Genomic DNA, 22,109 nt, shown 5'->3' on the forward strand with positions numbered 1-22,109 from the left:
GGACATCGGATCCGGGGGCTACCTTGTTCGTGCGCACATCCTTTTCAGCTCACAGCACCCGACTGCTCACGGCGAGTGTCGTGGTCGCACTGCTCGTCTCGGCATGCTCGAGCCCGGTGGCAGGGACCCCTGTAGCGATACCGACAACAGTCGCACCGGAGATCGCGGTTCCCACCTCGCCGTACAACGACTGGTTTCGCACCCTTGATCCGTGCGGCTTCGTCGATGGAACAACCATCGCACAATGGGGTGTCCCGATCCACTTCGGGAACGACACCCAGATGGACACCTGCTCGATCGAGTTTTCCGAACCGGTCACCGACGCCAGGATCGAAGGTCTGTCGATTTCCACCGGAATGGGCGTCGACAGTGCCTTCGTAGACCTCGGTGGATTCATGGGTACCGAGCTTGCGGATTCTGTCATGTGTTCGATCTCGGTTCGGTTCGACGATCACCAAGCCTTCTTCGTCTCCGCCTTCGGTGCGGATTTCGGCCTGTCGTCGCCTGAGCTGTTCGGAGACTCGGTGGATGCTCGTTTATGTTCTCGCACCCGCGAATTGATCAGAGCATCCGTGCCACTGTTCTCTTCTCAGCCACTCCGATCGGAATCGACACGGTCGGTACAGACAGCTCTCATGTCGAAACAACCCTGCGGCGCTGTACCGGAGCTATCAAAGACTTATCCGAAAACAATAGTCACCGCACTGGGCGAAGGTGATCCTTTCAACTGCCGCATACAGACTGGGGTACGCGTCAACAAACGCGACGAATCCGGCGAAGTCAGCATCGGTTTCAGGCAATTCCCCGAGTCGATGGCAGACGAACCGTTGACCATGTTCGGTGAAGTCGAAATAGATCTTATCGGCGTAGTGGGACACGAGGAAGAAGAAGACAACGGCTACTGCACAACCCGCGCGTTCGTGGGCGTCGGGTCCGGCCATCCAGTCCAGCGACGTACCGAAACCGAGACGTACATCGACGTGATCCAGCTCAGCGGGTTCGGCTGTGAACGCCTACGCATCGCAGCAACGGCCGCAGTTCGTGCCTATCAGAACGGCTGAAGTCAGACGGTGAACCCGTCCGCCACCGTCAGCACCTCGTCGAGGATTTCGAGTCCTTGACGAATTTCGTCCTCGGATGTCGTCAACGGCGGTGCGATCTGGAGGCGGTTGCCCGACACGAACGGCCACAGGCCGCGTGATTTCGCTGCGGCGGTCACCGTACCCATCGCTGCCGCATCCTTACCCGAGGCAGCGAAGGGCACCAGCGGTTCTCGCGTCGCACCGTCCTTGACCAGTTCCACAGCCCAGAAGAATCCCTTGCCGCGCACCTCGCCGACGCTGGGATGGGACTCGGCCAGCTTGGACAGGCCCGCACCGAGAACGTCCTCCCCCACGTGACGCACGTGCGGAAGAATCTTCTCGCGCTCGAATACGTTGATCGACGCCACGCCGGCCGCGCAGCCGAGTACGTGGCCCGAATAGGTCAACCCGCCCGGGTAGGGCTTGTGATCGAACTGCGCGGCGATCTTCTCCGAGATCACCACTCCGCCGAGCGGCACGTAGCCGGAGTTGACGCCCTTGGCGAACGTGATCAGATCCGGTGTCACATCCCAGGCCTGGCATGCGAACCATTCACCGATTCGCCCGAACCCGACCATCACTTCGTCGGCGATGTAGACGATCCCGTACTTGTCGCACAACGCCCGCACGCCGGCCAGATAACCCGGCGGCGGGATCAGCACACCGTTGGTGCCGATGACCGATTCGAGGATGAGACCGGCAATGTTCTGCGCGCCCTCGAGCACGATGACCTGCTCGAGGTGTGCCAGTGCTGCGGCCGTCTCGTCCTCGGGAGTCGTTGTGCCCCAGGGTGAGCGGTACGGATAGGGGCCGAAGAATCGGACGACGTCGACATTGGTCGGCTCGGTTCCCCACCGCCTCGGCTCGCCGGTGAGACCGATCGCAACACCGGTGCCGCCGTGATACGAGCGATAGGCGGCAAGCATTTTCGTGCGCCCGGTGTACTGCCGCGCCAGCCGCACCGCATGCTCGACGGCTTCTGCACCGCCCGTCGTGAAGAACACACGGTCCAGATCACCCGGTGCCCGCTCGGCGATCAACGCAGCGAGTTCACTGCGCTTGTTGTTGGCCACCGTCGGAGAAATGGTCGTCAACACCTGAGCCTGCTCGACGATGGCGGCCACCACATCCGGATGTTGATGACCGAGATTGACGTTGACCAGTTGCGACGAGAAGTCCAGGTAGCGATTGCCCTTGTCGTCCCAGAACCATGATCCCTCGGCACCCTCCACGGTGAGCGGATTCAGCTCGGCCTGCGCCGACCAGGAGTAGAACACGTGATCCATTACTTGCCGCCCTCTTCCAGTGTGACCTCCATCGGAGCGTACGACTCTCCGGTGACGTCCACGCCGTCGGCCTCGAGCAAATCGAGCGCCTCCGTGACGTACTCGTTCGTGTAGGCCTGCGCGTCGGGATCGGCAGTCAGAACGGTGGACCCCTCGGCGTTCGTCGTGGTCTTGGCGATGTCGACCGTCTGCTGCCACGCAGCCTCGTCGATCATTCCGATCCCATCCGCGGACGGCCAGATCAATTTGTTCACCTCGTTGACCTGCCAGAGCTGGTGACTCGCGCCGAGGGTGGAGCCCGCCGCGACGGTGATGTCGCGGCACTTTTCGACGTTGTCGCGGCAGAAGATCCAGCCCTTCAACGATGCAGCCAGGAATTTGACGGTCTGCTCCTGGTACGCCTCGTCGGCAAGCTTGTCGGTGTTGGCCCAGATCGCGTCCTGCAGCATTGCGACACCGTCGTCGTTCCAGTTCAGAGTGGTGAAATCGTCCTCGGTGTACAGCGCACCGGTCTCCGGGTTCACGGTCTCGAGCAGCTGTGCGTACTCGTTGTACGACATCGCCTGGGCCGCAGCGATATCACCGGACAGCAGTCCGTTCATATCGAATTGTTGCTGCACCAACGTCACGTCCGACGGGCTCACCCCGGCCTTGGTCATGCCGGCGAACAACTCGAATTCGTTTCCGTAGCCCCAGTTTCCGACGGTCTTGCCGCGAAGGTCGGCGGGTGAGGCGATGTTCTGATCCTCGAACGAGACCTGCAGCGTGCCGGATCTCTGATAGATCTGGGCGACGTCGGTGATGCCGGCTCCGGCCTCGCGGGAAGCGAGCGCCTTCGGTACCCACGCGACGGCATAATCGGCCTGCCCCTGTGCGAGGACTGTCTGCGGGACGATATCCGTTCCGCCGTCGAGGATTTCGACATCCAGCCCCTGTTCGGCATAGAAGCCCTGATCGACGGCGGCGAGGTAGCCGGCGAACTGGCCCTGCTTGAACCACTGCAATTGCAGCTTGATCGCTGTGTTTCCGTCTGCACCGGTGTCGGCGTCGGTCGTGGTGGTGCTGCACGCGGAGGCGACCACCGTCAGAGCCATGACGACGGCGAGAAGAGGCCGGGTTGTTCGAGTGATCTTCATCTTCATCTCTCCTGGGGACGACGCCGGGACACGAGTTTCTCGAGCAGCAGAACAACCAGAAAAAAGAGCAACCCCACTGCAATGGCACCCACGACGTAGGCCCATGCCCGGGGATAGGCAGTGTTCGCCGCGGCGGAGGTGATCCGCGACCCCAATCCGTTCTGCAGGCCACCGAAGTACTCGCAGATGATGGCAGCAATGACAGCATTGGGAGCGGCAACCCGCAACCCGGTGAAGATGTGCGGAACGGCGGACGGGAGTCGGACGATTCGAGTGAACTGCCAACTACCGACGGCGTACGACGTCATGAGGTCGTGATGCACCGGCGACACCTGACGGAGTCCCTTCGCCGCACTGACGAACACCGGGAAGAACACGACGATGGTCACGACGAGGCGGCGCGGAAGATCGGTCGTCGAGGAGAACATCGAGTTGAACACAGGTGCGAGGGCGACTATGGGAATTGCCGCGGCACCCGCCGCCAACGGGGTAAGAAGCTCGTCGACGATGCGAAGGCGAACAGCCACCATCGCCGCGAGCACACCGAGGACCGATCCTGCGATCAGTCCGACCAGCGCATTGGTTCCTGTTGCCACACTTGCCGATCCGATGTTGGCGGCGTTGCGCGCGAGCTGTTCGGCAATCGCAGTCGGAGACGGCAGCAGGAACGATGGAACGCCCGCGACGACCGTGAGCAGCTGCCACAACACGAGCGCCGCGACGCCGAACACCACTGGTGGCAGCCAGAGCTTCACGACAGTTCCACACTGCGAACGGTACGGCCGTGCAATGTATCCCGTACCGCGGTGATGGAGGAGAAGAACTCCGCCGATTCGCGCGAGTCCCCGTTTCTCTCGGACCTGTCGATGGTGAGTGTGTCGACGATGCGTCCCGGTCTGGCGGACATCACGACCACTCGATCGGACAGGTACACCGCCTCGGGGATGGAGTGGGTCACGAACACCACCGCTGCGCTCGACTCCTCGGCAATGCGCAGTAGGTCGTTCTGCATCTTCTCGCGCGTCATCTCGTCGAGCGCACCGAACGGTTCGTCCATCAGCAACAGTCCCGGCGTCCGGGCCAGAGCACGCGCGATCGCCACGCGCTGCTGCATACCGCCGGACAGCTGGCTGGGAAATTTCTCCGCGAAATCGCTGAGTCCGACGAGGTCCAGGAGCTCACGAACCCGTTCGGTCCGTTCGCGTTTGGGCACCTTGTGTAGTTCGAGCGGCAATCCGACATTGGATTGCACTGTTCGCCAGTCGAGCAACCCCGCCTGCTGGAACGCAATGCCGTATTTCTGCTCGATGCGGGCTTGCCGCGCTGTGAGGCCGAACACCGACACCGCACCGGAAGTGGGTCGGTCCAGATCTGCAATGATGCGGAGCAGAGTCGACTTACCGCACCCCGACGGCCCGATCAGCGAGACGAATTCGCCAGGTGCGATCGCGAGCGAAACATCCTCCAGCGCAATCACTCCCGCATCGAACGTCTTCCCGACGTTCTCGACGACTACCGCATGCTCGGTCATGACCGAGCCCGTCGACCGGGAGAGCGTCCCGCGTACCGACCCAATGCGACGTCGAGCAGTGACACCAACCCGGTGACCACCAGCCCGAGTACCGCTGCGCCCAACACAGCTGCATACAGACGAGACGCGTCGCCCGTCGCCTGCTGCGAGAAGACGATGATCTGCCTGCCGATGCCGCCGGTTGTTCCAGTGGATATTTCGGCAACCACGGCACCGATCACCGATGCGGCCGCGGCCAGACGTAGCGCAGGAATCAGGTGCGGCACCGAGGCGGGAATCCGCAGCCGCAGAAGCGTTGTCCACCATCCGGCCGCATAGCTGTGCATCAGATCGAGAGACGCCTTGTCGGGTGCGCGGAGGCCGCGCAGCATCCCGACCGCGACCGGGAAGAACGCGAGATAGGACGCGATGACGGTGATGCTCATCCACGGCTGCCAGGCGTACCCGCCGATGGCGATCTTCCCTCCCCAGCCTGCGACGAGCGGCGCCAGCGCGATGAGCGGTACCGTCTGCGAGACGATCACGTAGGGCAACACCGACCGCTCCACCCACACGAACCGTTGCATGGCGACAGCGAGGATCAGCCCGACCACAGCGCCCAGCGCGAACCCGAGTACCGCGAGCCCGAACGTGAACAGGCCACTGGATACGATCGCAGCACCGACACTGCGAGCCCCCGCGACATTCACTTCCGGCTCGGTCAGCGCCGCCAACACCGACCACACGTGCGGCAGAGCGCCGTCGTCGGTGCGCGGCAACACCCGCACACCGCCGATGCTCACGCCGTTTTCGGGGACGAGCACTTTCACCAGCTCCCACATCACCAGCACCAGCACCACCGCCGCTACGGCCATGACCGGACGACGGAGCCCTCGCACCGACCGGGCTGGAGTCGGTGTCACCACCGTCGCCTGGTCGAGTACAGCGGTCACGATGTCGCCGTCACGGACTTACGAATCTGCGGAATGATGCTCTCTCCGTAGGCTTCCAGCGTCGAGGCCTTGGCGTCGTGCTGGAGGTAGACCGAGAACTGGTCGACGCCGAGTGCCTCCAGATCCTTCAGTTTGACGATGTGATCGGCCGGTGTCCCCAGCAGACAGAATCTGTCGATCACCTCGTCAGGAACGAATTCTGCGTGCGAGTTTCCCGCCCGGCCGTGCTCGTTGTAGTCGTAACCGGTACGCGCTGCGATGTAGTCGGTGAGCGCCTGCGGAACTCCGTCGCCGTTCCCGCCGTAGCGCGCGACGATATCGGCGACGTGATTGCCGACCATCCCACCGAACCAACGACACTGATCTCGGGCATGTTCGAGCCCGGCCTCGGTACCGTCGGTGACGTAGGCGGGCGCTGCAACACAGATCGAAATCGAATCCGGATCTCGGCCCGTCTGCTCGGCCGCAGCACGCACTCGGCCAATCGTCCACGCAGCAATGTCGGGATCTGCCAGCTGCAGAATGAATCCGTCCGCTACCTGCCCGGTGAGCTCGAGGGCTTTCGGTCCGTACGCCGCGACCCACACCTCGAGCTTCGAGTGCTCGGCCCACGGGAACTGCACCGTCGTCCCACCGACACGGGCACTGCGGCCGTTGGCCAGATCTCGAATCACCTCGATCGAGTCCCGAAGCGAAGCAAGCGTTGTCGGCTTACCGCCGAGAGCGCGGACCGCGGAATCGCCCCGACCGATGCCGCACACGGTCCGATTGCCGAACATGTCGTTGAGAGTCGCGAATGTCGATGCAGTCACCGTCCAGTCACGCGTGGCGGGATTGGTGACCATCGGGCCCACGGTCACGCGCCTGGTCGCGGCCAGAATTTGACTGTAGATGACGTACGGTTCCTGCCACAGCAGATGCGAATCGAACGTCCACACGTGCGAAAAGCCATGCGTCTCGGCCTGTCTGGCCAGATCGATCACCCGCGACGCAGGCGGATTGCACTGCAGCACCACCCCGATGTCCATGGCTCAGATCAGATTCTGAGAGAGGTCGCGGCGGACGAAGCGGCCGTGCCCGGCAGTACCGGAATACGATCCACTGTCGACGATGATGCGCCCACGAGACATCACGGTGTCGACGTGGCCGTCGATCTCGAAGCCCTCGTACGCCGAGTAGTCCATGTTCATGTGATGCGTCTTGTCGACTCCGATGCTGGTCTGTCCGTTCGGGTCGTAGATCACGATGTCCGCATCTGCTCCGGGGCTGATGACGCCCTTCCTCGGATACATTCCGAACATTCGGGCCGGGGTGGTGCAACAGACGTCGACCCACTTCTCCAAGGTGATCTTGCCGCTCTTGACCCCCTGGAACATCAGGTCGATGCGGTGTTCGACCGAACCTATGCCGTTGGGAATCTTGGAGAAATCACCGATCCCCATCTCTTTCTGGTCCTTCATGCAGAACGGGCAGTGATCGGTACTGACGGTGGCCACGTCACCTGTGCGCAGGTAGCGCCACAACTCGTCCTGATGACCTTCGGCCCGCGACCGCAGCGGCGTCGAGCAGACCCATTTGGCCCCCTCGAAGCCGGGCGCACCCAACTGTTCTTCGAGTGACAGGTAGAGGTACTGCGGACACGTCTCGGCAAACACGTTCTGCCCGTTGCCTCTTGCCTGAGCGATTTGCTCCAGCGCCTGCTTGGCAGACACGTGTACGACGTACAGCGGCGCGCCGGTGACGTCTGCCAGCATGATCGCTCGGTGTGTCGCCTCTTCTTCGAGTTGCCACGGGCGCGATGTCCCATGGAAGTACGGGGCCGTGTCGCCGCGCGCGATGGATTGCGCCACAAGCACATCGATGGCAATCCCGTTCTCGGCGTGCATCATCAACAGCGCACCCGTTTCGGCGGCTGACTGCATGGCTCGTAGGATCTTGCCGTCGTCGGAGTAGAAGACGCCCGGGTAGGCCATGAAGAGTTTGAAGCTCGTCACACCCTCGGAGACCAACTCGCTCATGGCTTTCAGAGAATCGTCGGTGACGTCGCCGATGATCTGATGAAACCCGTAGTCGACGGCACACTTCCCGGCCGCTTTCTCGTGCCACTGCGCCAGGGTGTCCTGTACGCGCTGGCCGGGAGTCTGAATAGCGAAGTCCACGATGGTCGTCGTACCGCCCCAGGCCGCCGCGCGCGTACCGGTTTCGAAGGTATCGGAGGCGAACGTGCCACCGAACGGCATCTCCATGTGGGTGTGTCCGTCGACGCCGCCCGGAATCACGTACTTCCCGGTGGCGTCGACGACGACATCCGCCGAGGTTTTCAGGTCCGCAGCCAGTGACACCGATCCGGGTGCCAGCACCGCGACGATGGTCTCACCGTCGATGAGCACGTCCAGTTCCTGTGCGCCGGTAGTGGATACGACGGTTCCGCCGTGGACGAAGGTGGTGGCCATCAGGGCTGCACCAGCGGTCCGTACGCGTCCGGTCTGCGGTCGCGATAGAAGGCCCATCGGTCGCGGACCACTCGGATCAAATCCATGTCCAGATCTCGAACGATGATCTCGGTCTTGGAGTCCGACGCTACCTCGCCGACGAACTTGCCCTCGGGGTCCACGAAGTAGCTGGTTCCGTAGAAATCGTTGTCACCGTATTCGGATTCGACACCGACCCGGTTGATCGCACCCACGTAGTACTCGTTCGCGACGGCAGACGCCGGCTGCTCCAGCTTCCACAGATAGTTCGACAGCCCCCTCGACGTAGCCGAGGGATTGAAGACGATCTCGGCACCGGCGAGTCCGAGGGCTCGCCAGCCTTCGGGAAAGTGCCGGTCGTAGCAGATGTAGACACCGATGCGGCCGACCGCGGTATCGAACACCGGCCACCCCAGGTTGCCCGGCCGGAAGTAGAACTTTTCCCAGAATCCGTTCACGTGCGGAATATGGTGCTTGCGATACTTGCCGAGATAGGTGCCGTCGGCGTCGACCACGGCAGCGGTGTTGTAGAGAAGGCCGGGTTGCTCCTGCTCGTACACGGGCAGAATCATCACGATGCCGAGCTCCTTCGCCAATGCGGCGAAACGGTCGACGGTGGGACCGGGTACCGATTCGGCGTACTCGTAGAACTTCGCATCCTGAAGCTGACAGAAGTACGGGCCGTAGAAAAGTTCTTGAAAACAGACGATTTTCGCGCCTTGCTCGGCAGCCGACCGAGCAAACCCCTCGTGTGCCGCGATCATCGATTCCTTGTCACCGGTCCACGTGCTCTGGACCAACGCAGCTCGAACTGTGGACATCATCGGCACTCCATCTCTCGCTGGCTTGCACCCTCGAGAATATTTTGCGCCGTGTTACGGGATCGTTCGTCCGGTTTCGTGTGTATTAATCGTCGGGCGGCCCCTGGGCCGTCAGGAGCCCGAGTTCGGAAGCAATGCGCGTACGGCGTCGATGGTGTCTGCAGTGCTGAGGTTCTTGTCGGGGCGGTATCGCAACACTCGCGCAAATCGAAGGGCTACTCCACCGGGGTAGCGCGGACTCACCTGAACGCCGTCGAGTTCGATTTCGACGATCAGTTCGGGGCGTAGGTACACGGTGTGCTCGTCGCGCTCACGCTCGTGTTTCGGGAATTCGTCCGTCTGCCACTGCAACAGAACGTCGGTCAATCCCTTGAACGTCTTCCCCACCATGATCGGGTCACCACCGTCCGGATCGCGAGCTCCGAGGTGCAGGTTGGACAGAAATCCCGTGCGGCGGCCGTATCCCCACTCGGCTCCGAGAACGACGAGATCGAGGGTGTGCTCGGGCTTGACCTTCTGCCAACTCTTACCGCGGCGACCTGCGGCATACGGGGAACCGAGCGCCTTGAGCATGACCCCCTCGTGCCCGGCGTCCAGAGCAGCGTCGAAATGCGCCGCCGCTCCATCCGCGTCGGGTCGGACGACACTGGGAATGCGGTGCCCAGGGGCCACCCTTTCGAGAGCATCGAGCCGCTGCTCGAGGGATGCATCGAGCAGATCCGCGCCGTCCAGGTGCAGACAATCGAAGAAGTAGGGCTGCAGCAGCAGTTCGTGCGCGCTCTCCGCGCCGAACCTGCTCATCGTTTCCTGGAACGGCCGCGGCCGCCCACTGTCGTCGAGCGCCAGGGTCTCCCCGTCGAGAACCACCGACTCGCACGGCAGGGCCAGTACCAGTTCCACCAACTCGGGCACGCCCGCAGTGACGTCCCGCAAGGTCCGCGTGAAGATACTGACGTCTGTTCCGGATCGGTGCACTTGAATGCGCGCGCCGTCGAGCTTGTACTCGACGGTGACATCGCCGTTCAGTTGCTCCCATGCCGCGCGGAGACAATCAGCGGGCGATGCCAACATCGGCCGCACCGGGCGTCCCACCTCGAGCCGGAACGCATCCAGCGCCTCGACGCCACCGGTGATCGCGGCCACGGCGGTGGCAGACAGGCGACCCGAGAGCATGAATGCTCGACGCACCGGGGCCTGCGGAAGCTTCGTTGCAGCAGCGACGGCGTCGACCATGATTCCTTCGAGTGCTCCCTGGCGGAGCTCTCCCGTGACGAGCCTGATCAGAAACTGTCTCTCCTCGGCGGTGCAGCGCGACAACAGGTCCGTCAGCAGCGTTCCTCGTCGCGCAGCCGACCCGGCGCCCGATGTCGACGCGACCGCGGTGATCGCATCGTCGACCTCGGTGACCGTCAACGTGGAGACCTCGGCGGAGGTGACGTCGAGATCGGCCAGAGTGCGCCAGCCGACTCCGATCCGACCCTGTGGCAACTCCCCCGACAACCAGGACACCGCGGGTTCGATGTCGCCGAGTTGCGCCTCGGCGAGCAGCGCGCTCAGCTGCTCGATCTTGACCTTGCGTGAGCGCGTCGCGGCCACGGCACGGGAGGCTTCGACAATCCTGGACATCAACACTCACCGAACATAACTGCACCTACCGACAGGCCTACCCAACCGGGTCATTCCGCAGGCTCCACCCCCGCCTGACATCCAATTGTTACCGGTGGGACTCCTGCGGCCGATGTTCTGGCTGTTACGTTCGATTCATGTCAGCAGCGCCCGGGCAACCTGCATGGCGGATCGGTCAGCTGAAGCCCAACACCCGGTCGCCCCAGGCAGCGCGCATGTCACCATCGGGGTCCTCGACCAGGGTGTCGGATGCATCGATCACCAGGGTCCAGCGCGCTTTCTCGGTGTACGGAGCCCAATGCTTGGACGCGTCCAATGCTGCGGGCACCCCGTACCTCGCGAACGCGAGCCACCGTCTCTGCATTCGCGCCGCCACCGCCATCGCCTGCTTCCGGCCGCCGAGCCAGAACGTGGGGTCGCGGTTCATCGTCCCGAAATTGCCGAATACGTACGGCAGTTCGGTCGCGTGGCCGGCTCCCACTCGCGCAGCCTTGAGCATCGGCGTCGCGTGATCGAATCGGTACATCCACGTCGGCGCGTGCCTGCTGTGCGCGTCGGCAATCCACATACTCGGCATGACGAATCCGGCATCTCGCGACATCGCCTGCGCGCCGGCCGGTTTGTACCTGTCCGGGTAGGCCGCCATGATCTCGGCGATGCGATGAGCCGGCAGATCGGCGTGATCGTGTGCGATGGCCCGGAACATCTCCGAGACGGTGTCGGAGGTGATCGGCATCAGCGGGGACTTCATGAACCGGAAGATCGACGGCTCGTCGTGGTTGGTGCCGATGATCAGGGGAATCTTGTGGGACAGCCCCTTCTGGAATGCAGCCACCGGGTAGCGCGGAACGATGTCTCCGTCCACGACCGGCGAAAGACCAAGGGTTCCCGGCACTCTCGTCGGAACCTCGTAACAGAGTGTGTCCCCCGCAGCGACCAGCCTGCTGAAATGCATGTCGAACAGTTCGCCGATGTCTTCCCGGTCCACACCCACCAGTTCCAGAAATCTCGACGCCACCGCGGCACCGCGGTGAGGGCCGTAGACCGACGTTGCAGGAGCACTCTGCACGATGGCTTGCTGAAACAGACCCTCGGCCTTGGGCGACGTCATCAGAGTGGTGACCGAAGCGCCCCCGGACGATTCACCGAACAGGGTGACGCGATCGGGATCGCCGCCGAAAGCAGAAATGCAGTCGCGTACCCATTCGAGTGCGGCGATCTGGTCCCGCAATCCGAGATTGGTCTCGAAGGTGTGCTCGTCGGTGGAGAACGACGAGAGGTCGAGGAACCCGAAGGGACCGAGGCGGAAGTTGACGGTCACCACCACCACGTCGCCGTTCTCGCTCAGGTTCCGCCCGTCGTACACCCGCTGTGCAGCCGATCCGATCGAGTACGCGCCGCCGTGGATCCACACCAGCACCGGCCGCGCCTCGCCATCGGGCCGGGGGGCCCACACGTTCAGCGTGAGGCAGTCCTCGGAAATGGACAGCGACGGATCGATCGGCACCGGACTGTCGCGACCCTGTGGTGCCATCGCGCCGAACTCGAGACCGTCGAGCACGCCGGACCACGGCTGCAGCGGCCGCGGCGATCGGAACCGATGCTTGCCGACGGGTGGTGTTGCGTAGGGAATACCCCGCCACGCCACGATCGGCGATGCGTCGACGGCAACCGGGTCGACGGCAACCGGGTAGCCCAAGACGTCGCCGTACGGTGTGCTCGCCAGCACGGTGTAGTCGGACGCGGCGGAGTCGGACGCGTTGACCATCGATCCTCCTGTTCGGTCGCTGCCCAACGTACCAACATCGGCCCTGGGCTCGGCGACGTCACGTGCGGCCACGACGCCCTCGAGCGAAGGAATCGACGATGAGAAGAATCGGATGTGCCACAGCGGCAATCGTGGCAGTCGGCCTACTGTCCGCCTGCGGTTCGGGTGAAGGCGACGGGCCGATGGCGACGATCATCACCGACCGCCCCACCCCGATCAGCGCACTTCCGACGACAGCCGGTACCACGCCGACATCGCCACCTGCTTCCACGACGCCGCCGGCGTCCGTCACCACCGTGCCGGTAACCAGTCCACCTCCGCCCCAGGCTGTTTCGGAGAAGTACGCGGGTAAGGCGCCTGGTTGGTACTACTTCTCGAGCCCCAGCGGGAAGTTCGAGTGCGGCATTGCCGTTCTCGAGTCCTCCATTGCCGGATGCCACGGTTCACTCCCTGATTCGGCACCCGATGTTTCCGACAGTGGGGCGTCGGGAACAACGGTGAAACCGAATGCCGTGCAGCTGATCGCGGGGTCCCCGGCGAAGTTCGAGACTCTGGGCGACCCCAAGTTCCACCGTTTCGACGGACCCGCGGCCGCCCTGCCGTACGGCGAGGTGCTCACCGTCCCCGGCAGCGGATCCAGCAACGGCCTCCAGTGCAGTGTCGACGAGCAGGCCGGGGTCACCTGCACCGATCAGGTGGGCCACGGTTTCACCGTCTCGACCGAAGATTTCGACCTTCGTTGACGGTCTCGTTCGCGCAGCGAATTACCAGGCGTAATGTCCGAGGACGGTACGACAATCCCTGCCGTACGGTCTCCCCAGCGGCCGACGTCCCTACACGCGGCCAGAAGGTGCGTCACTCATGAATCAGTCCTCCGACCACCACACAGCGAAGGTCATCGGCGTCAGCGTCGCCGCTGCTGTGGGCGGCTTCCTCTTCGGCTTCGACAGCTCGGTCATCAACGGGGCTGTCGACTCCATCGAAGATCACTTTTCACTCGGTTCGTTCACCACCGGGTTCGTGGTGGCGATCGCCCTGATCGGATGTGCCGTAGGTGCCTGGTTCGCAGGCAGCCTCGCGGACCGCTGGGGACGCAAGAAGGTGATGCTGTTGGGCTCCGCCCTGTTCACCATCTCTTCGATAGGATCCGGATTCGCATTCAGCGTTCCCGACCTCATGCTCTGGCGAGTACTGGGCGGGCTGGGCATCGGTATCGCGTCGGTGATCGCACCGGCCTACATCGCCGAGATCGCTCCCGCGAAGTGGCGCGGCTCCCTGGCCTCGCTGCAGCAGCTGGCTATCACCATCGGCATCTTCGCCGCCCTGCTGTCCGACGCCCTCCTCGCGGGGGCTGCCGACGGGGCATCGAACGACTTGTGGTTCGGAGTCGAAGCATGGCGTTGGATGTTCCTCGTCGGCGTCGTACCGGCACTGGTGTACGGGCTGCTGGCAACACTGATTCCGGAATCGCCGCGCTATCTGGTGGGTCAACACCTCGACGAAGAAGCCGCGAGAGTGCTCGCCGAGATCACCGGCGAATTGCACCCCGACGAGCGCGTACACGAGATCAGGCTGACACTGCGTAAGGAGTCACGCTCGTCGTTCGCCGACATTCGCGGTCCGAAGTTCGGCCTGCAACCCATCGTCTGGGTGGGCATCACGATGGCCGTGCTCCAGCAGCTGGTCGGTATCAACGCGATCTTCTACTACTCGACAACGCTGTGGCGCTCGGTCGGCTTCACCGAGGATCAGTCGTTCACCACCTCCGTCATCACCGCTCTGATCAACGTCGTCATGACGTTCGTCGCGATCCTGTTCGTCGACCGCATCGGCAGGCGCAAGCTGCTGATGGGGGGCTCGATCGGCATGTTCGTCGGACTCGTCATGGCGTCCGTGGCGTTCTCGCAGTCGATCGGCAGCGGCGACGACGTCACGCTCCCCGCTCCTTGGGGTGCGATCGCGTTGATCGGTGCCAACCTCTTCGTCATCTTCTTCGCCTCGACATGGGGTCCGATCATGTGGGTCATGCTCGGTGAGATGTTCCCCAACCGCATGCGAGCCATGGCTCTCGGCATCGGCACAGCAGCCAACTGGATGGCCAACTTCGCCGTCACACTTGCATTCCCGCCGCTGACCTCGTCCGTCGGGCTGTGGGTGATCTACGCAGGTTTCGCCTTGTTCGCCGCGCTCTCGTTCTTCTTCGTCAAGTCCAAGATCCAGGAGACCAAGGGCATGGAACTCGAGGACATGCTGGGATGAGTCCGGGCCGCAGATACAGGGGCGGCAGCGTCGACACCGGGTGACCGGTGTTACTGTCGCTTTCGTTCTGACACGGGGTGTGTCCGCCGATGCGGATGCTGAGATCAAACCCGCCGAACCTGATGCAGGTAATACTGACGAAGGGATGTCAAGGCGATGACGCCTGTTGTATCTGCGGACCCAGTCCGCTTCACCGATGTTCTGTGGGATGCCTCCGAAGGCATGCGACGCGCGATCGACGATCTGAAATTTCTCCGACTGCTCGGTGCCGGGACGCTTCCGCTCGACGCCTTCCGTCGGTACCTCGAGCAGGACTCGCTCTATCTGGGCGGGTACGTGAAGTCGCTGTCCTTGTTGGCGGCACACGCACCGACCCCGCTCGCCGGCGCATTCTGGGCGAGCGCCGCCGCGAGCACCATGGATGAGGCAGCGTCGCACGAGGCCATGCTGACCAGCGGATCTCTGCCCCCGTCGACGGAGAAGCCTGTGCCCTCGCCTGCATGCCTGGGATACACCTCGTATCTGACCGCAACCGCAGCAACCGAGCCGTATCCCGTCGCGGCTGCGGCGGTGCTGCCGTGCTTCTGGATCTACGCCGATGTCGGTCGTACTCTCGCCGAGGCCGCGAAGACGGTGCTCGATCGCGATCCCGATCACCCCTATGCGCAATGGGTCGCTTCGTACGATGCACCCGAATTCCATGCCATCGTCGAAGCCGCGAAAACCTTCGTGGACGACGCCGCCGCGGCTGCGACTCCGGATCAGCGCGAACAGATGATCGATGCGTTCCTCGTCGCGTCGAGGTACGAATTGATGTTCTGGGACAGTGCTTTACGTCCGACTCCGTGGCCCCTGGTCGAGAGTGCGGTGTTCGCATGAGAACCCCTCGAATACTCGCAGCGCTGGCAGCGGCAGTCGTGGCGACGACCGGACTGGCAGGATGCTCGGAATCGGCAGATTCCGACACCATCCGCTTCGCCCTCGACTGGACGCCGAACACCAATCACACCGGCCTGTACGTTGCCCTGCAGGAAGGCTACTTCGCCGACGCCGGGTTGGATGTAGAAGTTCTGCCCTACAACAACACCGCGGCAGACACTCTTGTCGATGCCGGCAACGCCGAATTCGGTATCAGCACACAGAGTTCGGGCGTCTTCGCCACCTCGGCAGGCGCACAGACCGTATCCGTTCTCGCCCCGCTGCAGCATTGGGCGACGGGCATCGGAGTTCGCGCGGACCGCGACGACATCCCGAGCCCGAAGGCACTCGACGGCAAGGTCTACGCCGGCTTCGGCGAGGCCGGCGAGCAAGCCGGACTCGAGAAGGTCATCCAGAACGACGGCGGTGCAGGCGAATACGAGACCGTCGTACTGGGCACCTCGGCGTACGAGGCCGTCTACTCCGGTACCGCCGACTTCACCGTCTCCTACTTCGCGTGGGAAGGCATCGAGGCCGAGCACAGCGGAACCCCCATGAAGTACTTCGATTACATCGACTATGGATTTCCCGACGCCTACGCCATTACCATCAGTGGCAACGAACCCTGGCTGGCTGCCCATCCGGACGAGGCGAAGAAATTCGTGCAGGCACTCCAACGCGGGTATCAGCTCGCCGCCGATGATCCCGACAGAGCCGCACAGGATCTGATCGACGCCAATCCGGGAACCTTCACCGACGAGTCGCTCGTCTTCGAGAGCCAGAACATGCTTGCGACCGAATACATGAAGGACGCTTCCGGCGAGGTCGGAAGACAGAGCCTCGACAAGTGGACGGCCTATTCGAAGTTCCTCTACGAGAGCGGAGTGCTGGCCGATGAGAACGGCGAGCCTCTGACCGTGGAGCCGGACTGGTCGACCTACTTCACCAATGACTACCTCGGCGATCGATGAGCCGGTAGCCGCTGACCGAGGTTCGTACTCGTTCAGCGGTATTCGAGCCTCGCTGCGCTGGGCGTGGCCTGCGCTCACCGTCGTCGCTGCACTCATCGCCGCGTGGCAGATCTACGTCGAGACCAGCGGCATCCGGCCGCAGGTGCTGCCGTCGCCAGGCCGCGTCGTCGCACAGGGTTGGGCGCAACGCGATGCGATCGGGGAGAACGCCGCCGCCACTCTGCAGGTGACGCTCGTCGGTTTCGCGGTCTCTTTGGCGCTGGCCTGGCTGCTGGCCGTCGCGGTGGATTTCTCACCGTGGCTCCGGCGTGCGTTCGTGCCGCTCTTCGTCGTATCGCAGACACTGCCGATCATCGCGATCGCACCGTTGCTGATCATCTGGTTCGGCTTCGGTCTGCTCCCGAAAATTCTGGTGATCGCTCTGGCCACGTTCTTCCCGATGGCCATCGGGCTCATCGAAGGCTTCGCGGCAGCCGATCGCGACGCGAAATCTTTGCTCGCCAGCATGGGAGCCTCACGCTGGCAACAATTTCGGTACGTGCGGCTGCCGTCGGCTCTCCCGCGATTCTTCACCTCTTTGCGCATCGGTATCACCTACGCCGTCGTCGGGGCGATCTTCGCCGAATACGCAGGAGCCAGTGCGGGACTGGGTATATACATGAGCCAACAGAAGAACTCGTTCCGAACGGATCTGGTCCTCGCCGCGGTTGCCGTCACGGCCGTGATCAGCGTTCTCCTCTTCGTATCCACGTTCGTGGTCGAACGATTGGTCGCTCCGTGGGCACGCCACAGCTCGGCGGGTCTGCATGTCTGATCAGTCCACGTCCGACAACTGCATCGAGGTTCGCGACCTCATCACATCGTTCGGCGACAAGCTTGTGCTGGACGGAGTTTCGTTCGATGTACGGCCTGGCGAGTTCGTCTCGATCATCGGACCCAGCGGCTCCGGCAAGAGCACGGTGTTCAACATGCTGGCGAAGCTCGACAGACCCGATTCCGGAACGATTCGCGTTCCGCCGAGTGCCTACATGCCGCAGAAAGACCTGCTGTTTCCCTGGCGATCGGTGCTGGACAACACCACTCTCGGACTCGAGGTGCAGGGCGTCGCAAAGAAGGAGGCGAGAGCCCGGGCGCGGGAACTGTTCCCCGTGTTCGGCCTCGACGGCTACGAGTCGGCCAGGCCGTCCGAACTCTCCGGCGGCATGCGCCAGCGCACCGCGCTCCTGCGCACTGTCGTACAGGGTCGGTCGGTCGTGCTGCTCGACGAGCCGTTCGGAGCACTGGACTCGCTGACCCGCAGCGATATGCAATCGTGGTTGCAGCAGGTCTGGTCGGAGTTCCGGTGGACGGTCCTGATGATCACGCACGACATCCGTGAGGCGGTCTACCTCTCCGATCGCGTGATCGTCCTGTCTGCCAGACCCGCTCACGTTCGACGGCAGATCGAGGTGACGTTGCCCCGTCCACGCGGACTCGAGATCGTAACGACTCCGGAGTTCGCAGCGGTCGAGAAGCAGCTGATGGATGTTCTGATCGGTGCATCGAAGTCCTGATCGGCACGTCTTCGGTTCCGTCGGCGCAGGGTGTCACTCCGACACCGCGAATGTGCACTCACTCCTGGCCGGCCGATGACCCGCCCAGTAGCAGAGCCAATTCATCGGCAGCCGAGTACGCGGCCTCCAGGTTGGCGCGCGCTTGCGGAATGCGGGATGCCAGCGCCGGCACCCGTGGCGCGAGCGTCAGGTCGACCGGAACGAAGCGGACGTCCATGCCCAGAGCGAACTCGAGTACCTGCCGGAGTTGCGCCGTGGCGTGATCGGTCGACGCGGCGTCTGTGCCCGGGGTGTAGTCGTTCCCACGACTCGTCACCACGACTGCAGGCTTGCCGACGAGAGGCGCCGTGTCGCCGTCGAACGGGACGGTGACGCCGGGAACGTGTACGTAGTCGATCCACGCCTTCAAGGTCGACGGGATCGACCAGTTGTACATCGGCGCTCCGATGAGCACCACGTCGGCCGAGATCAGTTCCTCGATGAGCTCGGTCTGCAACGCTTCGGCGGCAGCATCGACGGATTCTTCGGATGTCCGCAGGTGCGGTGCCCAGTGCAGCGCTGATGTAGGTAAGTGCGGCAGGGGATTCAGATGTAGGTCGCGATGGATCACCGAATGATCGGTGCCTATCGCATGCCAGCTGTCCGAGAAGCGGGCAGTGACCTGGCGGCTGATCGAACGAGCCGGATCTGCGGACGAATCGAGGTGTAACAACTGCGGCACTGACACACTCCTCGCTATCGGGTGCTTCGAGCCTATTCCTGCCGTCCACTTCTATCCTGGTCGAATGGACTTCCGATTCGTCGTACCCGCGCTCGACTCTCGTTCTGCCACACGGCTCGCGGCCGTCGTTCACGAACAGACCGGCGACGACGTCGATGTGCGTATCGGAGATTCGCCGCTTGCGCTCGACGAAGCAGCGCGAGGTGCCGTGCTCGAACTGCTCACGCAACTGGCAAGCGGCCGAGCGATCGCAATCGGAACTGTGGACGAGCTCCTCACTACCTCGCAGGCCGCTGCGGTACTCGGAGTGTCCGACACCTATGTCCGACGGTTGGCCGACTCGGGCGATCTACCTACCGAAATGCGCGGCACCCACCGACGATTCAGGCTCGAAGATGTTCTGCGGCAGCGTGACCGGTTCAAATGACACACACCGTCAGCCGGCCTCGCGCTCGAAGTGCTGTGACTGGACGGTCGTCAGATCGCGAAACGCCTGCCCGGCGGCCTTCCACAGTTGTTCGGAGTCGATGTAATCGACTCCGCGGATTTCGACGTCACCCAGGTACGCGCCGACATCCACCGACAACATCCCGATGACGGACGACACGTCGACGTCGAGATAGACCGACTGTGCGTTCTGCAGCTCCCGGAACTGGACCGAGAAGAACTCGGCAGGAATTCTCCGATCGACGAACTGCGCGATGAGAAACACGAAACGCGACGCGTGGGCTGCGCCCGATCGGTAGGAATGCTCCATGATGAACACCTCTCCCCACGGTCGACAGCACCCCTCGCACTGTCGACCGTTGAGCTCGCTGAAACTCGATTGTCGATGCACGGACGAACTCTCGAACATCGATTCGACCCAGTGGCAAAACAGGGAGCTCGTCCTACGAGCGCAAGATTAATCGGGCTAATGTCCCGTTTCCCCGAGATGGAACAAGTTGGTGAGGAATCACAACGAAACCTGCTCAGCGAGTTGGCCTCTACTGAAATGATCCCAGCGGAGCGCGATCAGGCGTGTCCAGCTGCCAGAACTGCCAACCGTCGCGCTCCTCGACATCCCCGCTGATATGGGTGGCGACGGCGCTGGCGGCGACGGACGGGTTGTCGAACCGTCGCCCCTCCATCGGTCCGGCAGTGATCTCGAGTCGCTGGGTCTCGGGGTCGTAGCGGCCACTCAGTCGATAGCCCTCACAATCGGCAACGACCCGCACCCGGTTGTCGATAACTTCTTCTTCTACTGCCGCCTTGGCCGACTTGCGCGTCGCCTTGACGCGTGGAGTACGAACCCAGGTCTGTTCGGGACCGACGTCGAGCGTGGTGTCCAAGGTGGCGCTCAGTCCCAACAAGTCCCACCGCTCGCTGCCGTGGACCACCCGATCCACCGCGATCGCGTGATGACCGGTCCTGGTTCGGAGGGGTGAATCCTGAACCCAGAGATCGACCTCGCCGCGAATGTCCGACGCCATCTCTTCCGAGGAAACCATGTAGAAGCGCGGCTGCTCGGTGGCAAGATCGACGAACACCCAATACGACGACCCGGTGTCATCGCTCTCGAGAGACTCGTCTTGCCGGCGTGCCTTCCAGTCCCCTGTGACCTTCGACCGCACCCGAACGATGCACGACGACGTACCGTCCATCGACCAGACCTGAACGGGGTTCCGGCGAGATGTGGTCAGCCGCTCTGCGCGTCCGCCGCGCTGCGCGACCGTTCTGATGAATGCCTTGATTCCCCGGTCGGATGTGTCTTCCACGGATTGCCACCTTCAGCCTCGAGTGCGCCCCGTACTTATGAAGAGCGGTGTTGCGACGGGTGGCGCTCGCACGACTCGGTTTCCCTCACCCTACTGCTTCGCACCCTGCTGGAGTAACCACCGACTACCCGCACGACGAGCGCCGGATACCGTGAAGACACCGAACTCGGCAAGGAGGTACAACCATGCAGGTGACGATCGACCATGACTCGGCGAACAGCCGGTTCGAGATCCACGTCGACTCCGAACTGGCCGGCTACTCGGAATACTTCGAATCCGACGGCGTCAGGACGTTCCATCACACCGTCACGCTTCCTCGATTTCGTGGCCGAGGACTCGCCGCCGCACTCACCGAGCACGCCCTGGACGACACCAGCACGCGGGGCCTCCGGGTGGTCCCCACATGCTGGTTCGTCCGGGATTTCATCGCAGCGGCGGGAGATCGTTACTCACATCTGATCGACCCCTGACTGTCAGCGCCGGGACGACGACACTCCGATCCGAATCTCGGATTCCGTTTCACAGTCCTTCGAGGGTATTGCCTCCGCAGCTTCGATCTCGCGCGAATCCGCTTCTGCTACAGCCATTTCAGCTGCCCGCTCCGCCGCGATCCGACGCCGCTCGTAGTTTCGCGCGCCGCGCGCGACGCGTTGTCGGTGTTCGTTCAGGAATTGTTCGTAGTGGTACATCTGTTCTCCTACAACAAGAATGGACGCCGACGACAGCGGTGTACTGCGCGGCAAGGAAGCCGAAGGGTGTCTGAATCACCTTCGCGCCGAAGCTCTACTCAGAGAGCATGATTGGCAATATGCGCAATGCGCGTGAGGACATCGCGTCGGCTTGCGTACTTCGATTCTGCTGCCACTGTCCACCTCCACGGTCTGCACGATTCGCCTGTGTCATGATCATGCACGCAGTAGGCCTCGAACTCCAACGATTTAAATTCGAGGCACGAGTTCGTGCAAGACTATTTCCAAAGCGTTTGCGGCAGAATCTGTTCGGACGCCTAGCCCTTCTTGGACGTTGCCCACGGTCCATGCCGCGTCCACAGCATCATGCAGAACGGTGCGGCACAGAGGCGACGGCCGACGCGACGCGACAGTGCCGGGTCACGATGCGTTGGGCTCGCTCATTTGCCCCGCCGCTGCCCACGCGTACGCGTTCGTTGATTGCCGAGAAGGTGGGACTGCCCCGAGTTCGGTTGACTCGTTGGGTTGAGTGAATCAGGCCGCGTGTGCGGACTGATTGATTGTCTCAAACTCGGTTGGGGTGAGTTT

The 22,109-nt window shown here is 63.0% G+C and carries 22 protein-coding genes and 1 riboswitch; of the genes, 9 read left to right on the forward strand and 13 right to left on the reverse strand.

From position 1 onward, the window contains the following. Nucleotides 1-116: 116 nt before the first annotated feature. Nucleotides 117-1,061 (forward strand): hypothetical protein, encoded by a 945-nt coding sequence (locus ACIGGF_RS20340; RefSeq protein WP_397522964.1) that lies wholly within the window; start codon nucleotides 117-119, stop codon nucleotides 1,059-1,061. Between the two features lie 2 nt (nucleotides 1,062-1,063). On the opposite strand, the gene ACIGGF_RS20345 is transcribed toward ACIGGF_RS20340, so the two are convergent. The 10 genes from ACIGGF_RS20345 to ACIGGF_RS20390 form a co-directional block, all read right to left on the reverse strand. Then, entirely contained in the window at nucleotides 1,064-2,368 is a 1,305-nt protein-coding gene (locus ACIGGF_RS20345; protein ID WP_397522965.1) for an aspartate aminotransferase family protein, read from the reverse strand. Beyond that, nucleotides 2,368-3,504, reverse strand: coding sequence for an ABC transporter substrate-binding protein (locus tag ACIGGF_RS20350; RefSeq protein ID WP_397522966.1), 1,137 nt, complete (start codon nucleotides 3,502-3,504; stop codon nucleotides 2,368-2,370). Before ACIGGF_RS20350 ends, ACIGGF_RS20345 begins: the two co-directional genes overlap by 1 nt. A 2-nt stretch (nucleotides 3,505-3,506) precedes the next feature. Continuing rightward, nucleotides 3,507-4,259, reverse strand: coding sequence for an ABC transporter permease (locus tag ACIGGF_RS20355; RefSeq protein WP_397522967.1), 753 nt, complete (start codon nucleotides 4,257-4,259; stop codon nucleotides 3,507-3,509). After that, nucleotides 4,256-5,035 (reverse strand): ABC transporter ATP-binding protein, encoded by a 780-nt coding sequence (locus ACIGGF_RS20360; RefSeq protein WP_397522968.1) that lies wholly within the window; start codon nucleotides 5,033-5,035, stop codon nucleotides 4,256-4,258. Before ACIGGF_RS20360 ends, ACIGGF_RS20355 begins: the two co-directional genes overlap by 4 nt. Further along, nucleotides 5,032-5,967 carry an ABC transporter permease gene (locus tag ACIGGF_RS20365; protein WP_397522969.1) on the reverse strand — a complete coding sequence of 312 codons (936 nt, stop codon included), beginning with the start codon at nucleotides 5,965-5,967 and terminating at the stop codon, nucleotides 5,032-5,034. The genes ACIGGF_RS20360 and ACIGGF_RS20365 overlap by 4 nt, the downstream gene beginning before the upstream one ends. After that, nucleotides 5,964-6,995, reverse strand: coding sequence for a TIGR03842 family LLM class F420-dependent oxidoreductase (locus ACIGGF_RS20370; RefSeq protein ID WP_397522970.1), 1,032 nt, complete (start codon nucleotides 6,993-6,995; stop codon nucleotides 5,964-5,966). The genes ACIGGF_RS20365 and ACIGGF_RS20370 overlap by 4 nt, the downstream gene beginning before the upstream one ends. Before the next feature lie 3 nt (nucleotides 6,996-6,998). Continuing rightward, the gene (gene hydA / locus ACIGGF_RS20375; protein WP_397522971.1) at nucleotides 6,999-8,420 is read right to left on the reverse strand and encodes a dihydropyrimidinase; all 1,422 of its coding nucleotides are present in this window, start codon (nucleotides 8,418-8,420) and stop codon (nucleotides 6,999-7,001) included. Continuing rightward, complete coding sequence (locus tag ACIGGF_RS20380) at nucleotides 8,420-9,259, reverse strand: nitrilase-related carbon-nitrogen hydrolase (protein WP_397522988.1); 840 nt, start codon at nucleotides 9,257-9,259, stop codon at nucleotides 8,420-8,422. The genes hydA and ACIGGF_RS20380 overlap by 1 nt, the downstream gene beginning before the upstream one ends. Nucleotides 9,260-9,370: 111 nt before the next feature. Beyond that, a complete protein-coding gene (locus ACIGGF_RS20385) occupies nucleotides 9,371-10,891 on the reverse strand; it encodes an ATP-dependent DNA ligase (RefSeq protein WP_397522972.1) in 1,521 nt (506 codons plus the stop codon). Nucleotides 10,892-11,060: 169 nt separating this feature from the next. Next, on the reverse strand, nucleotides 11,061-12,653 hold the full coding sequence (locus tag ACIGGF_RS20390) for a carboxylesterase/lipase family protein (RefSeq protein ID WP_397522973.1): 1,593 nt from the start codon (nucleotides 12,651-12,653) through the stop codon (nucleotides 11,061-11,063). A 98-nt stretch (nucleotides 12,654-12,751) separates the two neighbouring features. Here ACIGGF_RS20390 and ACIGGF_RS20395 point away from each other — a divergent pair, with 98 nt between their 5' ends. The 6 genes from ACIGGF_RS20395 to ACIGGF_RS20420 all read left to right on the forward strand — a co-directional run bounded on the left by ACIGGF_RS20395 (nucleotide 12,752) and on the right by ACIGGF_RS20420 (nucleotide 18,354). Next, nucleotides 12,752-13,396: a hypothetical protein gene (locus ACIGGF_RS20395; RefSeq protein WP_397522974.1), complete on the forward strand. Its 645-nt coding sequence runs from the start codon at nucleotides 12,752-12,754 to the stop codon at nucleotides 13,394-13,396. Between the two features lie 118 nt (nucleotides 13,397-13,514). After that, nucleotides 13,515-14,912, forward strand: a complete 1,398-nt coding sequence (locus ACIGGF_RS20400; protein ID WP_397522975.1) for a sugar porter family MFS transporter — start codon at nucleotides 13,515-13,517, stop codon at nucleotides 14,910-14,912. 63 nt (nucleotides 14,913-14,975) lie between these two features. Further along, nucleotides 14,976-15,075, forward strand: a riboswitch (TPP riboswitch). Continuing rightward, nucleotides 15,069-15,791, forward strand: a complete 723-nt coding sequence (locus ACIGGF_RS20405) for a TenA family protein (RefSeq protein ID WP_397522976.1) — start codon at nucleotides 15,069-15,071, stop codon at nucleotides 15,789-15,791. It overlaps the preceding riboswitch by 7 nt. Further along, nucleotides 15,788-16,801 carry an ABC transporter substrate-binding protein gene (locus ACIGGF_RS20410; protein ID WP_397522977.1) on the forward strand — a complete coding sequence of 338 codons (1,014 nt, stop codon included), beginning with the start codon at nucleotides 15,788-15,790 and terminating at the stop codon, nucleotides 16,799-16,801. Before ACIGGF_RS20405 ends, ACIGGF_RS20410 begins: the two co-directional genes overlap by 4 nt. Continuing rightward, nucleotides 16,779-17,615, forward strand: a complete 837-nt coding sequence (locus tag ACIGGF_RS20415; protein ID WP_397522978.1) for an ABC transporter permease — start codon at nucleotides 16,779-16,781, stop codon at nucleotides 17,613-17,615. Before ACIGGF_RS20410 ends, ACIGGF_RS20415 begins: the two co-directional genes overlap by 23 nt. Further along, entirely contained in the window at nucleotides 17,608-18,354 is a 747-nt protein-coding gene (locus tag ACIGGF_RS20420; RefSeq protein WP_397522979.1) for an ABC transporter ATP-binding protein, read from the forward strand. The genes ACIGGF_RS20415 and ACIGGF_RS20420 overlap by 8 nt, the downstream gene beginning before the upstream one ends. A gap of 58 nt (nucleotides 18,355-18,412) precedes the next feature. On the opposite strand, the gene ACIGGF_RS20425 is transcribed toward ACIGGF_RS20420, so the two are convergent. Then, entirely contained in the window at nucleotides 18,413-19,075 is a 663-nt protein-coding gene (locus ACIGGF_RS20425) for an FMN-dependent NADH-azoreductase (protein WP_397522980.1), read from the reverse strand. A 64-nt stretch (nucleotides 19,076-19,139) separates the two neighbouring features. Between ACIGGF_RS20425 and ACIGGF_RS20430 the strand changes: the two genes are divergently transcribed. Further along, nucleotides 19,140-19,502: a helix-turn-helix domain-containing protein gene (locus ACIGGF_RS20430; RefSeq protein WP_397522981.1), complete on the forward strand. Its 363-nt coding sequence runs from the start codon at nucleotides 19,140-19,142 to the stop codon at nucleotides 19,500-19,502. Between the two features lie 9 nt (nucleotides 19,503-19,511). Here the strand turns inward: ACIGGF_RS20430 and ACIGGF_RS20435 are convergent, their stop codons facing one another. Continuing rightward, nucleotides 19,512-19,832, reverse strand: coding sequence for a homoserine dehydrogenase (locus tag ACIGGF_RS20435; RefSeq protein WP_397522982.1), 321 nt, complete (start codon nucleotides 19,830-19,832; stop codon nucleotides 19,512-19,514). Between the two features lie 229 nt (nucleotides 19,833-20,061). Next, nucleotides 20,062-20,832, reverse strand: coding sequence for a hypothetical protein (locus ACIGGF_RS20440; RefSeq protein ID WP_397522983.1), 771 nt, complete (start codon nucleotides 20,830-20,832; stop codon nucleotides 20,062-20,064). Nucleotides 20,833-21,017: 185 nt separating this feature from the next. Here ACIGGF_RS20440 and ACIGGF_RS20445 point away from each other — a divergent pair, with 185 nt between their 5' ends. Beyond that, on the forward strand, nucleotides 21,018-21,302 hold the full coding sequence (locus tag ACIGGF_RS20445; protein ID WP_397522984.1) for a GNAT family N-acetyltransferase: 285 nt from the start codon (nucleotides 21,018-21,020) through the stop codon (nucleotides 21,300-21,302). The last annotated feature ends 807 nt before the right edge of the window (nucleotides 21,303-22,109 follow it).

Source organism: Rhodococcus sp. NPDC078407, assembly GCF_044542515.1.
GTDB lineage: Bacteria > Actinomycetota > Actinomycetes > Mycobacteriales > Mycobacteriaceae > Rhodococcoides.